The 13,643-nt window shown below is 38.7% G+C and carries 11 protein-coding genes and 4 pseudogenes; 13 read left to right on the top strand and 2 right to left on the bottom strand.

Going from position 1 to position 13,643, the window contains the following annotated elements; all coding sequences use genetic code 11:
- Positions 1–123: 123 nt before the first annotated feature.
- A complete protein-coding gene (locus ARADI_RS07590) occupies positions 124–2,058 on the bottom strand; it encodes an ABC transporter ATP-binding protein (RefSeq protein ID WP_119711951.1) in 1,935 nt (644 codons plus the stop codon).
- A 116-nt stretch (positions 2,059–2,174) separates the two neighbouring features.
- On the opposite strand from ARADI_RS07590, the pseudogene kefG reads away from it, so the two are divergent.
- The 4 genes and pseudogenes from kefG to slyD all read left to right on the top strand — a co-directional run bounded on the left by kefG (position 2,175) and on the right by slyD (position 5,377).
- Positions 2,175–2,726 (top strand): annotated as a pseudogene (gene kefG, locus ARADI_RS07585) (glutathione-regulated potassium-efflux system ancillary protein KefG).
- 2 nt (positions 2,727–2,728) lie between these two features.
- Positions 2,729–4,504: pseudogene (gene kefB / locus ARADI_RS07580) on the top strand (glutathione-regulated potassium-efflux system protein KefB).
- Positions 4,505–4,539: 35 nt separating this feature from the next.
- Positions 4,540–4,710 (top strand): YheV family putative zinc ribbon protein, encoded by a 171-nt coding sequence (locus tag ARADI_RS19620; protein ID WP_119711950.1) that lies wholly within the window; start codon positions 4,540–4,542, stop codon positions 4,708–4,710.
- A 112-nt stretch (positions 4,711–4,822) separates the two neighbouring features.
- Positions 4,823–5,377, top strand: coding sequence for a peptidylprolyl isomerase (gene slyD, locus ARADI_RS07570; protein ID WP_119711680.1), 555 nt, complete (start codon positions 4,823–4,825; stop codon positions 5,375–5,377).
- Between the two features lie 68 nt (positions 5,378–5,445).
- Here slyD and ARADI_RS07565 read toward each other — a convergent pair whose 3' ends face one another.
- The gene (locus ARADI_RS07565) at positions 5,446–5,667 is read right to left on the bottom strand and encodes a SlyX family protein (RefSeq protein WP_119711679.1); all 222 of its coding nucleotides are present in this window, start codon (positions 5,665–5,667) and stop codon (positions 5,446–5,448) included.
- Positions 5,668–5,897: 230 nt separating this feature from the next.
- Between ARADI_RS07565 and fkpA the strand changes: the two are divergent.
- From fkpA to tuf, 9 genes and pseudogenes are all read left to right on the top strand, one after another.
- Positions 5,898–6,634 (top strand): annotated as a pseudogene (gene fkpA, locus ARADI_RS07560) (FKBP-type peptidyl-prolyl cis-trans isomerase).
- Positions 6,635–7,103: 469 nt separating this feature from the next.
- Positions 7,104–7,808, top strand: coding sequence for a helix-turn-helix transcriptional regulator (locus ARADI_RS07555; RefSeq protein WP_119711678.1), 705 nt, complete (start codon positions 7,104–7,106; stop codon positions 7,806–7,808).
- Positions 7,809–7,812: 4 nt separating this feature from the next.
- The gene (gene tusD / locus ARADI_RS07550) at positions 7,813–8,226 is read left to right on the top strand and encodes a sulfurtransferase complex subunit TusD (protein WP_032116378.1); all 414 of its coding nucleotides are present in this window, start codon (positions 7,813–7,815) and stop codon (positions 8,224–8,226) included.
- Positions 8,227–8,233: 7 nt separating this feature from the next.
- The gene (gene tusC, locus ARADI_RS07545) at positions 8,234–8,593 is read left to right on the top strand and encodes a sulfurtransferase complex subunit TusC (protein WP_119711949.1); all 360 of its coding nucleotides are present in this window, start codon (positions 8,234–8,236) and stop codon (positions 8,591–8,593) included.
- A gap of 17 nt (positions 8,594–8,610) precedes the next feature.
- A complete protein-coding gene (tusB, locus tag ARADI_RS07540) occupies positions 8,611–8,916 on the top strand; it encodes a sulfurtransferase complex subunit TusB (RefSeq protein WP_119711677.1) in 306 nt (101 codons plus the stop codon).
- Between the two features lie 131 nt (positions 8,917–9,047).
- A complete protein-coding gene (gene rpsL / locus ARADI_RS07535) occupies positions 9,048–9,422 on the top strand; it encodes a 30S ribosomal protein S12 (RefSeq protein WP_119711948.1) in 375 nt (124 codons plus the stop codon).
- 97 nt (positions 9,423–9,519) lie between these two features.
- Positions 9,520–9,990, top strand: a complete 471-nt coding sequence (gene rpsG, locus ARADI_RS07530) for a 30S ribosomal protein S7 (RefSeq protein WP_119711676.1) — start codon at positions 9,520–9,522, stop codon at positions 9,988–9,990.
- Between the two features lie 75 nt (positions 9,991–10,065).
- A complete protein-coding gene (gene fusA, locus ARADI_RS07525; RefSeq protein WP_119711675.1) occupies positions 10,066–12,177 on the top strand; it encodes an elongation factor G in 2,112 nt (703 codons plus the stop codon).
- 69 nt (positions 12,178–12,246) lie between these two features.
- Positions 12,247–13,431 (top strand): annotated as a pseudogene (gene tuf, locus ARADI_RS07520) (elongation factor Tu).
- The last annotated feature ends 212 nt before the right edge of the window (positions 13,432–13,643 follow it).

Genomic DNA, 13,643 nt, shown 5'->3' with positions numbered 1-13,643 from the left:
AATGATCAACAAATTAGATGAATAGTGATTGACGGCACGATGAGGCTAAGCGTAGCCTCATTAATGCCAGTTTCGCTTAGTTAAGTTTTATTATACTGTTAAAAAAATCTGTCTTGAATCGAATTATACCTGACATTCGAACTCTTTTATCATATTTTCCAGTGTTTCTTGTTGTGCTAGCCACTTGGTTTCGATTTCCTCTAATGTCGATTTTGTTGCAGTTTGCTGTTTCAGGTAATTATTGAGTTCAGATTTACGATTGTGGTTATAAATATCACTATCAGCCAGTTTTTGTTCAATTTGAGCTAATTGATTAGATAGATTTGTGATCTTTTGTTCTAACATTGATAACTGTTTTCTGATTGGTTGCGTGCGTTGGCGGAATTCTGCCTCACGTCGTTTTTGCTCTTTACGATCTTGGGCAGTTGAGTTAGCTGATAGCATCTTATTTTGTAACTGTTTCTGACGAATTTGTTGGTGCTGTTGTTTATTCTGTTCGGTTAACCATTTTTGATAGTCGTCCAGATCACCAGCAAAAGGTTCAACCTGACCTTGATGAATGCGATAAAATTCATCTGTTGTTGAGCGCAGTAAATGGCGATCATGGGATACAACAATTAAGGCGCCATCAAATACAATCAATGCTTCTGTTAATGCCTGTCGCATATCCAAATCTAGATGATTAGTTGGCTCATCGAGCAGCAGAAGATTAGGCCGTTGCCAGACAATCAAGGCTAATACTAACCTCGACTTTTCCCCGCCGGAAAAATGCATGCATGGCTCATTTACTTTGTCGTCTTTAAAGTCAAAGTCACCAAGATAGTCGCGCAAATGTTGTTCAGTTTCTTGCGTAGCAAGGCGGTATAGATGTTGTAATGGCGATTCATCCATGCGCAGATAATCTAATTGATGTTGTGCGAAATAACCGAGTTTAATGCCTTTCGATAAGGAAATTTCCCCCTGTTGGGGTAATAGGTCACTAGCAAGTAACTTGATTAAGGTTGATTTACCCGCCCCGTTACGGCCGAGTAAACCAATTCTTGAGCCGGGAACCAGATTGAGTTTAATTGATTTTAAGATTACTTTATCGCCGTAGCCAGCGCTAACTTTTTCCATTTTAAGCAGGGGATTAGGCAAACAATCTGGTGCTCGAAACGAAAAGTGAAATGGGTTATCAATGTGGGCGGGGGCAACGAGTTCCATACGCTCTAACTTTTTAATCCGGCTCTGCGCCTGTTTAGCTTTTGTAGCTTTATAACGAAAACGATCAATATATTTTTTTAAATGGTTAACTTTTTCTTGTTGGTTTTCGTAAAGTGCTTGTTGTTGCGCCAGTTTAGTAGCTCTTTGTTGTTCAAAGGAAGTATAATTACCGGTATATTCGAATAAATTTTCTGGTTCGATATGCAGCACTTTGTCAATGATAGGATCGAGAAAATCTCTATCGTGGGAAATCAGGATCAGAGTGCCGGTATAATTTTTAAGCCATTTTTCTAACCAAATAACCGTGTCTAAATCTAAATGGTTAGTTGGTTCATCGAGTAATAATAGATCAGAACGACAAATTAAAGCTTGTGCCAGATTTAGTCGCATCCGCCATCCGCCGGAAAAGGCGCTGACAGGTTCATCTATTTGTAATGGTGAAAAACCTAAACCATGTAATAAACTCGCAGCCCGAGCACGAATACTCCAAGCATTGATAGCATCCAGTTGACCATGTATTAATGCAATAGCATGGCCATCATTTTTGTCATTTGCTAGTTGTAGTTGTTTTTTTAATTTGCGGTATTCATGATCGCCATCAATGACATATTCAATGGCAGATTTTTTTAGCGCAGGTGTTTCTTGATTGACCCAAGCGAGAGCCCAAGTCGTTGGAAAAGTAATGCTTCCTGCTTCAGGTTGCATGTCACCTTTGATTAACGAAAATAGAGTCGATTTTCCACAGCCATTTTTGCCAATTAAGCCCACTTTTTGGCCTGGTGTGATAGAAGCTGTTGCACTATTTAGTAAAACCCGAATACCACAGCGCATTTGTAGCGATGAAAATACAATCATATAAACCGTATCTTGATAATATACTAAATCATTTATAATTTTCAAGAATATAAATGACCTTTTGTGTGTATGTTAACTAAAAATTGTGCTTCTGGCACGCTTTTGAGGAGCTAATTATGTCGCTACCACCCAAAATTCTCATTATCTATGCCCATCCTGAACCTATTCAATCTGTGGCGAATAAGATGCTCATTGAATGAGTTTAGGATTTAGACAATGTTGTGATTCATGATTTATATGGCACTTATCCGGACTATTTTATGAATGCCAGCAGCTATGAACGGAAGTTGCTTTGTCAGCATGAAATTATCATTTTTCAGTATCCGCTTTATACCTATAGTTGTCCATCTCTTTTGAAAGAGTGGTTCGATAGAGTATTAACGCGAAATTTTGTTTGTGAACAAAGTAAACAACTTAAAGGTAAATATTGGCGTTCGGTTATTACTACTGCAGCGCCTCAGGAAGCTTATCAATATGGTGGTTATAACCGTTTTCTGTTAACTGAATTGTTACGTCCTTTTGAACTTATTGTTTTAATGTGTGAAATACAATGGTTATTACCGGTGATTATTTATATCGCAAGAAGGCATTCTCTTGAAGACATGCAGGAGTGTGCAAAAGCCTATCGTGATTGGCTAAAATCACCCTTAGAGCATGGAGGTTTATAATTATGGAAGAATTTAGTTCATTCCGTTCTATTATGATATTCCTGCTAGCGGGAGTCATTATGGTACCTATTGCCCAAAAAATTCGGCTAGGGGCGGCGGTATTAGGATATTTATTAACCGGTATTGTCACTGGGCCATTTGTGCTAGGGTTTATCCGAAATGTTGATGAAATTATGCATTTCGCTGAATTAGGCGTGGTGGGACTTAATCCAGTTAAATTATGGACATTAAGGCGTTCAATTTTTGTTGTTGGCACCGCTCCAGGTGATCATAACAGCCGCACTATTTACCGGTTTACTGATTAATTATTCATTTTTCTTGGCAAGCAGCACTAGTTGGTGGGCTAGGCTTAGCGATGTTATCAACGCCAATTGCCTTACAGATTATGCATGAAAGAAACATGAGTAATATAGAAAGTGGGCGATTGGGTTTTTCTGTCTTACTTTTTCAAGATATGGCAGTGATCCCGATATTGGCACTTATTCCATTTCTTGCCAGTAGAACAGCTGATAGCGATTGGTATCGAATTGGACTAAAAATGGTTGCCTTTGTTGGTTTATGGGTAGGAGGGCGCTATTTATTACGGCCATTATTTCATCTGGTTGCTAAATCCGGTATTCATGAAATATTTACTACTGCTTCGTTGTTTGTCGTATTAGGTGCGGCTTTTTTTATGGAAAAACTGGGCTTTTCTATGGTGTTTGGCACATTTATGGCGGATGTGCTACTGGCTGATACTGAATTTCGTCATGGGCTGGAGATCACGATAGAACCTTTTATAAAGGTTTGCTACTAGGTTTATTTTTTATTTCTGTTGGCCTGTCGCTTAATTTAGCCATCCTTTGGTCACATTTATTAGAAATAGTCTTCGGTGTTGTGATCCTGGTAATACTAAAATTTGCTATTCTCTATATTTTAGGTTGGCTAGTGCTGGTGTGTCGTTCTTCACGTCTACTGTTTGCTGGCGTGTTGAGTCAGGCTGGTGAATTTGCATTTATTATCTTTTCGCGACCGCTATTAATGTGAAAGTAATGAGTAACGAGCAAATGTCGCTGTTATTAGTTATCGTTACTTTATTAATGATGACAACGCCACCGATGATGCAGCTAATCAGCAAATTACTGACTCACTGGTACAATGTGCGTAATGAGCCGATTGAAAAACCTTTTGTTGAGGATACCGATCCACAAGTTATTTTGGTAGGGTTTGGGCGTGTTGGCCAAGTTGTTGGTCGTTTATTAATGGCCAATAAAATTCGTATTACGGTATTAGAGCAAAATGCCAGTGCAATTTATACGATTCAACGCTATGGCTATAAAGTTTATTATGGCGATGCGCAAGATTTGTAATTACTGAGATCGGCCGGAGCGGCGAAAGCCAGCGTGATTGTTATTACCAGCGATAATCCGGAAGAAGTGATAGGGATAGTTCATTTATGTAAGGCTAATTTTCCCAATCTTCATATTATAGCGAGAGCACGAGGACGTTTTGAAGCGCATCAATTACGAGAAAATGGTGTGACCGATTTTTGTCGAGAGACATTTGTCAGTGCGCTTGAGATGGGCGAAAGGACATTGATAAATCTAGGTGTACATCCTCATCAGGCTAAACAGCATTTTCGTCGACTAGATGTTAGAATATTTAAAGAAAATTCGCCTAAAGCCGGTGAGGGTGAGATTGGCCAAGCGACTCGAATCAAAGAAGTGCGTAGAGAACTTGAAGAATTGTTTGAAATAGAAATAACACAAGGGCGTGGACAACCAAAAAGTTGGGATTAACATAAGATTAATTAGCGAGAAAGTGAACCTCTGTAATACGTAAAAGATTCATTGCTAGCGCTGTTTGTCCTAAGTGCCAATCTCAAGATATCCTGATACTTTGGCAAAAAAATGCATTTGATTACCTTGAATGTAAAAAGTGTCACTATAGGCAATCTCAGACATTAGATGGATCTGATAGTCATATCAAAGATAAAAATTTGTAAATAGAAATTTTTACTTTGTAATAAAAATAATGTTTTTTATAAGTTTCAATACAGCTGTCCTTTTTTTGTACAATCGGAAAAATTTTTTATCCACGACGTTGTAGGAGATGTAATGAAAAAAGTAGCGAAAGATTTAGTGGTGAGCCTGGCTTATAAAGTGAGAACAGAAGATAATGCATTAGTTGATGAGTCGTCGGACAGTGCGCCACTTGATTATTTGCATGGTCGTGGTTCTTTGATTTCAGGTTTAGAAAAGGCACTCGAAGGACGCACTGTTGGTGAACATTTCGATATTGAGATCCAAGCTGATGACGCTTATGGCCAATATGATGAGAATTTAGTTCAACGTGCACCAAAAAATGTTTTTGTTGGTATTGATGAGTTACAAGTTGGTATGCGTTTCTTAGCAGATACCGATATGGGCTCAGTACCGGTAGAAATTACAGGTATTGAAGGTGATGAGGTTATCATTGATGGTAATCACATTTTAGCTGTTCAGAATTTAAAATTTAATGTTAAAACTATCGCGATCCTGGAAGCTACTGAAGAAGAATTAGCGCACGGCCATGTTCATAGTGAGGATGGTCATGAGGGTGGTTGCTGTCATGGTGAACATGATGGTGATAAAGAGTGTTCTCATAGACATGGTGGTTGTGGTTGTCGTTAAGTTGGCATAATAATCGCCTAGATTGAAATAAATCAGCGAGAAAATAGGCTCGCTGATTTTTTGATTGCTTAATAGTGTGGTGGTGGAGTTTCTTCATTCATTGGCGCTAATGGTGATGAATGTGTGGCTTTTAATCGTTCAGTAACCAGTTGCATATGTTCTTTTAATTTAACCATTTCAAGTTGTTGTTCGACAACCACTTGATTAAGCGCTTCAATGGTGATCTCTTGAAAAGATAATTTACTTTCCAAATCCTCTAATCTTTCTTCATATTTTTTAAGTAAATCCACTTGAACCTCCTGTCGGGAGTGAAATACATAGATTGGATATTCGATATAATGCCTACTGATAAAGCCTTAGAGAAGTTTTTTCTATTATGATTTACCTGGTAGCTTCTTTTTATTGGCCTGGTTTAACTATATTTAATCCCTTAACTTATTGATTGTATTATCTCGCAGTTAATTAGCTAACACACTTTACTATGACTGATTAGTAATAATAAACATAATTGGAGAATTGAATGAAATCATTATTTAAAACAACTCTTTTAGTGATATCTTTGTCTATGTTGCTAAATACCTCGCAAGTATTCGCTGCTGATGCAAATAAGAAATTTGATAATGAAGATCAGCGTAGCGCTTATGCATTAGGTGCTTCACTGGATCGTTACATATATAATTCTTTAATGCAGCAAAAATCTATCGGTATTAATCTTGATAGGCAACAGCTTTTAGCTGGCGTACAGGATGCATTTATTAATAAAAGTAAAATTAGTGATCAAGAAATAGAAACAACCTTAAAAGCACTTGAAAAAAAATACAAACTGCAGCCCAGGTAAAAATGGAAAAAGCAAGTAAAAAGAATGGTAAATTGCGTGATGATTATTGAGCTAAATATCTTAAAGAAGAGAAAAGTGCAGTAAAAACAAAAAGTGGATTAATTTATAAAACTGAAAAACCTGGTCAAGGAGCAAAGCCAACAGATAAAGATACTATCGTGGTAAATTACGAAGGTCGTTTAATTGATGGCTCAGTATTTGACAGTTCTTATAAGCGTAATGAACCGTTAACAATTGCGATTGATTCAGTGATCCTTGGTTGGACCAAAGGTTTGCAACAATTGAAAAAAGGCGGCAAACTTCAACTTATTATTCCACCAGAATTAGGTTACGGAAAATCTGCAGCAGCGGTAATTCCAGTAAATTCAACTTTGATCTTTAATGTTGAGTTATTAGATATCAAACCGGCTAAGAAATAATTGAGAGACAAAAGAGGCAGATCTAAACTATGCCTTTGGCTTTCTTACATACCTTGGCATACCCTGGATAGTCGAGATTTATTTTAATTAATTTATGATGAGTAGCAATATAAATGCGGTAATAGAAATTGCGCATTATCAATAAATACCTCGAATATAATTTAAAGTATTTTTATAAATGTTAATATTATTCAATTTGCTTAAAGTATTATTAGCAGGTTTTTTTGTGATTTTTGTCTAAATTAAATGATTAAGTTACTTTTTTGTTTATGTCCTGTGAGGCAAGCCAAAGGTCTGACATGAGATCCTTTGACGATTGGTCTTTGTGGTTTTAACGTCTTAGATTCTTTTTACCGTAAGTTTAGCGTATTGATGATTGCTAAATAAATTGCACATTAATAATAAGATCAGTGTTTACTCACATAATCGTTTAATAAAGTTTCGTCAATATGTAGAGGATGGAGTCTGAATGTCTAACCTATTATATTCTAATGATAGCTGTGATAATGATTTACTGGATGATCAACCGTTTGATGGTGTTGATTACGCGATTTTGACATCTTATGAATCGATGGTTGACGGTTTGGCTATGTTAATTGGTGGGCATTGTGAAATTGTTCTTCATTCACTTGAAGATTTAAAATGTTCAGCGGTCAGAATAGCTAATGGTGAACATACAGGCCGTAAGATTGGTTCACCAATTAACGATTTAGCTTTACGTATGCTACATGATATGACCGATATTGATTCCAGTGTATCGAAAGCTTATTTTACGCGCGCAAAAAGTGGTGCCTTAATGAAATCAGTCACTATTGCCATCCGTAATCCCAAACGGCGAGTTATTGGTTTACTTTGTATTAATATGAATTTAGATATGCCATTTTCTGAGATAGTCAAAACATTTGTGCCGGGAAAAAACCATGAAGTTGCTTCCAACGTTAATTTTGCCTCTTGTGTTGATGATCTTGTTGCTCAGGCATTGGAATTTACTATAGAAGAAGTTAATGCTGATCGCAATGTGCCAAATAATATGAAAAACAGACAAGTCGTGCTTAATTTATATGAAAAAGGAATTTTTGATATTAAAGATGCGATTAATCAGGTTGCTGATCGTTTGAATATTTCTAAGCACACGGTTTATCTCTATATACGGCAGTTTAAAAGTGGTGAGTAAATAAATGGGGGCTTCTACGTTAAATAAGCCTTTGACTTATTGCCTATTAGTGACAGAGCCTGCTTATGGAACTCAGCAGGCCACTAATGCTTGGCAATTCGCGAATGCTTTGGTTATGGAAGGACATATACTAAAAACCGTTTTTTTCTATCAAGAAGGTGTTTATAACGGTAATCAATTAATTTCACCGGCTAGTGATGAATTTAATTTACTTATAGGATGGAAAACATTAGCACAGCAGACAGGATGTCAATTGAATGTCTGCGTAGCTGCTGCATTGCGACGGGGTATTATTGATGAAACTGAAGCCAAAAATAGTCACTTACCCGGCGCTAATCTAGATGAGGATTTTGTATTGAGCGGCTTAGGTAGTTTGGCTGAGGCCATGCTTGTCTGTGATCGCACAGTTCAATTTTGAGTTAAATATGAAAAAAATAGCATTTGTATTTATGAAAATACCTCATGGAACTTCAAGTGGTCGTGAAGGATTAGATGCTTTGCTTGCTACTTCTGCATTAACTGAAAAGATTGGTGTTTTCTTTATTTCTGATGGCGTTTGCCAATTACTGGCCAGACAAAATCCGAGTAAACTCCTGGCGCGTGATTACATTTCAACCTATAAATTACTGCCATTATATGATATTAATGCTTGTTATATTTGTCAGGAAGATCTTGAAGCAAGAGGATTCTCTACTGACAGTAGCTTTATCCTACCGGCAACAGTTATTCCTGTTGACAGGCTTAGACGTAACTTAGCAGATTATGATGTAATTCTGACTTTCTAGTTAAACATAAGACGAACATGCTATATACCATTTCTACTTCCCCTTATTATAATGACTTTGATTCACTCATTAGCTTATTAACGGAGCTGGATGAGGTATTATTATTACAGGATGGGGTTTTGCTAGGACATAAAATCTCATCGGCTAATAAAGATAATAATTTTTTAATGCAATTAAAAGATAAAGGGATTCAAGTTTTTGCTTTGCAAAATGATGTAGAAGCAAGAGGATTAATGCCATATATGTCATCTTATGTCCGTCAGATATCTTCTGTTGATTTTGTGCAATTAACGGTAAAACATCCACAATATTTTGCTTGGTAATGGATGATCCTTTGTATATTTCTTGACACCTGCCTCTGTCAGCAATAAAATTTCGCGTCCTCGTGTTTTATCATGGCGATCAAACGAGGAAAATATCCGTGTTTACGAAGCAAAAACCAGGAGCTTTTTTAATGGCAACAATTAATCAGCTGGTTCGCAAACCACGTAGCTCGAAAGTTGTGAAAAGCAACGTTCCTGCACTGGAAGCTTGCCCGCAAAAACGTGGTGTATGTACTCGCGTATATACTACTACCCCTAAAAAACCTAACTCAGCATTACGTAAAGTATGCCGTGTTCGTTTAACTAATGGTTATGAAGTGTCTTCTTACATTGGTGGTGAAGGCCATAACTTGCAGGAACACTCAGTAATCTTGATTCGGGGTGGTCGTGTTAAAGACTTACCGGGTGTGCGTTATCACACTGTCCGCGGCGCACTGGACTGTTCTGGCGTCAAAGATCGCAAACAAGGTCGTTCTAAATACGGCGCTAAGAGGCCTAAGGCTTAATGGTTCTCCGTTAAGTAAGGCCAAACATTTAATTTTTAATGTCAAAATAAACTCATAGAGTTTTGGACAACCCTGAATTTAAAAACGGAGTATATCCATGCCACGTCGTCGTGTAATTGGTCAACGTAAAATTTTACCAGATCCAAAGTTCGGATCAGAATTATTAGCTAAATTTATTAATATTTTGATGGTAGATGGTAAAAAATCTACCGCAGAAGCAATTGTATATAGTGCGCTTGAGGCCCTGGCTCAACGTGCTGGAAAAGATCATTTAGAAGCCTTTGAAATAGCTCTGGATAATGTTCGTCCAACAGTGGAAGTTAAATCACGCCGTGTTGGTGGTTCAACTTACCAGGTTCCTGTTGAAGTTCGTCCTGTCCGTCGTAATGCATTAGCAATGCGTTGGATTGTTGAAGCTGCTCGTAAACGCGGTGATAAATCGATGGCTTTGCGCTTAGCAAACGAATTATCTGATGCGGCTGAAAAGAAAGGCACTGCTGTTAAAAAACGTGAAGATGTTCATCGTATGGCAGAAGCTAACAAGGCGTTTGCACACTATCGTTGGTAGCATTCGCTAGTTATGTTCATAAGGGTAACATGGCGTTACCCTTGTACGAATTGAACAGTCACGAGAGAGGAAAAAATGGCTCGTAAAACTCCCATTACGCGTTATCGCAACATCGGTATTAGTGCCCATATTGATGCTGGTAAGACCACAACAACTGAACGTATACTATTTTATACTGGCGTGAGCCATAAAATTGGTGAAGTTCATGATGGCGCAGCAACGATGGACTGGATGGAGCAGGAGCAAGAGCGTGGTATTACTATCACTTCAGCTGCAACTACTGCTTTCTGGTCTGGTATGGGTAAACAGTTTGACGAACACCGTATCAACATCATTGACACCCCAGGACACGTTGACTTCACTATTGAAGTAGAACGTTCTATGCGTGTTCTTGATGGTGCGGTAATGGTTTATTGTGCAGTTGGTGGTGTTCAACCACAATCTGAAACAGTTTGGCGTCAGGCAAATAAGTATCAAGTACCCCGTATCGCATTTATTAATAAAATGGATCGCATGGGTGCTAATTTCTTACGTGTTGTTGAACAGATTGAGTCACGTCTGGCAGCAAGACCAGTTCCACTTCAGTTACCTATTGGCGCTGAAGAGTCATTCACTGGTGTTATCGATTTAGTTAAAATGAAAGCAATCCAGTGGAATGATAGTGATCAAGGCGTCACTTTCGTTTATGAAGATATTCCAGCAAACTTACAAGCTGAAGCTGAAGAGTGGCATAGTAAGCTGATTGAAGCTGCCGCTGAAGCATCAGATGAGTTAATGGAAAAATATTTTGGTGGCGAAGAGCTGTCTGAAGAAGAGATAAAACAAGCATTGCGTAAGCGTGTATTGAATAATGAAATTATTTTGGTTACATGCGGTTCAGCCTTTAAAAATAAAGGTGTACAAGCAATGCTGGATGCGGTTATTGAATATTTACCTGCACCTACTGATATTCCGGCAATTAATGGTGTTTTAACCGATGGTAAAAATACACCAGCAGAAGACCATGCAAGTGATGATGAGCCTTTTTCAGCATTGGCATTCAAAATTGCAACTGACCCATTTGTTGGTAATTTGACTTTCTTCCGGGTTTACTCTGGTGTAGTTAATTCAGGGGATACCGTTCTTAACCCAGTTAAAGATAAAAAAGAGCGTTTTGGTCGTATCGTCCAGATGCATGCTAATAAACGTGAAGAAATTAAAGAAGTCCGAGCGGGTGACATTGCTGCCGCTATCGGCCTCAAAGATGTGACTACCGGTGATACGCTATGTGCTATGGATGCGCCAATTATTTTGGAGCGTATGGAATTTCCACAGTCTGTTATCTCGGTTGCTATTGAACCTAAAACTAAAGCTGACCAAGAAAAAATGCGTATTACTTTAGGTCGTTTGGCTCAAGAAGATCCATCCTTCCGCGTGTCAACAGATGAGGAATCTGGTCAGACAATTATTGCTGGTATGGGTGAGTTGCATCTGGAAGTATTGGTTGACCGTATGCGTCGTGAATTTAAAGTTGAAGCGAACGTTGGTAAACCACAAGTAGCATACCGTGAGACTATTCGTAAGTCTATTGAGCAGGAAGGTAAGTTTGTTCGTCAGTCTGGTGGTCGTGGTCAATTTGGTCATGTATGGATACGCGTTGAACCTTTGGAAGCAGGCCATGAAATTGGTTATGAATTCCACAATGAAATCGTTGGTGGCGTTGTACCTAAAGAGTACATACCTGCGGTGGATAAAGGCGTTCAAGAACAGATGAAAAATGGTGTTCTGGCGGGCTACCCCATTGTTGATGTCAAAGTGGCATTGTATGATGGTTCCTATCATGAGGTTGATTCCTCGGAAATGGCATTCAAAATTGCAGGTTCTATGGCTTTCAAAGAAGGTTTCATGAAAGCAAGTCCAGTTTTACTGGAGCCAATCATGAAAGTTGAAGTTGAAACGCCTGAAGACTACATGGGTGACGTAATTGGTGACCTGAACCGTCGTCGTGGTATGATTGAAGGTATGGAAGATATAGCAACTGGTAAGACAGTTCGCGCTCAAGTACCATTATCAGAAATGTTTGGTTATGCCACAGATCTGCGTTCACAAACTCAAGGTCGTGCTTCTTACTCAATGGAATTTTTGAAGTACAATGAAGCACCGACCAATGTTGCTCAAGCAATTATTGAAGCTCGTAAAGCTAAGTAATTAGCTTTCTTTAACTATTTAATCTGGTTCTCTCCTATTGTTTGAGAGAACTCTATAAGGAATAGAGTCGTGTCTAAAGAAAAATTTGAACGTAAAAAACCGCACGTTAACGTTGGTACAATCGGCCACGTTGACCATGGTAAAACAACTTTAACTGCAGCAATCACTACCGTATTAGCGAAAACTTATGGCGGTAGTGCACGTGCATTTGATCAAATTGATAATGCACCGGAAGAAAAAGCACGCGGTATCACAATTTCTACCTCTCACGTAGAATATGATACCCCAACCCGCCATTATGCCCACGTTGATTGTCCAGGCCACGCAGATTACGTAAAAAACATGATCACTGGCGCGGCACAAATGGACGGCGCAATTTTAGTGGTTGCAGCAACAGATGGTCCAATGCCACAAACACGTGAGCATATCCCTATTAGGTCGCCAGGTAGGTGTACCTTACATCATTCTTTTCCTGAATAAATGTGATATGGTTGATGATGAAGAATTGTTGGAACTGGTTGAAATGGAAGTGCGTGAGCTTCTTTCTCAGTATGATTTCCCAGGAGACGACACTCCGGTAATTAAAGGTTCATCGTTAAAGGCGTTGGAAGGTGTTGCTGAGTGGGAAGAGAAAATTCTAGAGTTAGCGAAAGAGTTAGATGACTATATCCCAGAGCCAGAGCGTGCGATAGATAAACCGTTCTTGTTGCCAATCGAAGACGTATTTTCGATCTCAGGCCGTGGAACCGTAGTAACAGGCCGCGTAGAGCGTGGTGTAGTTAAGGTTGGTGAAGAAGTTGAAATCGTCGGAATTAAAGAGACGACCAAAACGACGTGTACGGGCGTAGAAATGTTCCGCAAACTGCTGACGAAGGTCGTGCAGGTGAGAACATAGGTGTATTATTACGTGGTACCAAGCGTGAAGATGTAGAGCGTGGCCAAGTATTAGCAAAACCAGGTTCAATCAATCCGCATACTCAATTTGAATCAGAAGTATATATTTTGAGCAAAGATGAGGGCGGTCGCCACACGCCATTCTTTAAAGGTTACCGTCCACAGTTTTATTTTAGGACGACGGACGTAACGGGCACAATCGAGTTGCCAGAAGGCGTAGAGATGGTAATGCCAGGTGATAATATCAATATGAAAGTGACGTTGATAGCGCCAATCGCGATGGATGAAGGATTACGTTTTGCGATCCGTGAAGGTGGCCGTACAGTCGGTGCCGGTGTCGTTGCTAAAATTATTGCTTAATCTTTAGAGCAATAATTGTAAAAAGCGCATCATCTGATGCCTTTTTTATACTAGCTTGGATAAGTGAAGAACCTATCTCATCAATAGCTTATATGGTAGTTTAATTATTGGTGAGATAGGCTCTGATTAAAGAATTATTGGATGTCTCTCAATAGTTGAATGTCATACTGGTTTATGGCGTAAAGTGAGATACAATAGTGGTATGTTTTATT

This window comes from Arsenophonus endosymbiont of Aleurodicus floccissimus, assembly GCF_900343025.1.
Lineage (GTDB): Bacteria > Pseudomonadota > Gammaproteobacteria > Enterobacterales > Enterobacteriaceae > Arsenophonus.
Note: the sequence above shows the minus strand (reverse complement) of the source record. Positions and strands in the feature narration are given on the sequence as shown.

Coding starts and splice junctions, on each gene's coding strand:
- tusD (WP_032116378.1), top strand. CDS start 7,813: ATGGGGGCTTCTACGTTAAATAAGCCTTTGACTTATTGCCTATTAGTG.
- slyD (WP_119711680.1), top strand. CDS start 4,823: ATGAAAAAAGTAGCGAAAGATTTAGTGGTGAGCCTGGCTTATAAAGTG.
- ARADI_RS07590 (WP_119711951.1), bottom strand. CDS start 2,058: ATGATTGTATTTTCATCGCTACAAATGCGCTGTGGTATTCGGGTTTTA.
- tusC (WP_119711949.1), top strand. CDS start 8,234: ATGAAAAAAATAGCATTTGTATTTATGAAAATACCTCATGGAACTTCA.
- ARADI_RS07555 (WP_119711678.1), top strand. CDS start 7,104: ATGTCTAACCTATTATATTCTAATGATAGCTGTGATAATGATTTACTG.
- rpsL (WP_119711948.1), top strand. CDS start 9,048: ATGGCAACAATTAATCAGCTGGTTCGCAAACCACGTAGCTCGAAAGTT.
- tusB (WP_119711677.1), top strand. CDS start 8,611: ATGCTATATACCATTTCTACTTCCCCTTATTATAATGACTTTGATTCA.
- rpsG (WP_119711676.1), top strand. CDS start 9,520: ATGCCACGTCGTCGTGTAATTGGTCAACGTAAAATTTTACCAGATCCA.
- fusA (WP_119711675.1), top strand. CDS start 10,066: ATGGCTCGTAAAACTCCCATTACGCGTTATCGCAACATCGGTATTAGT.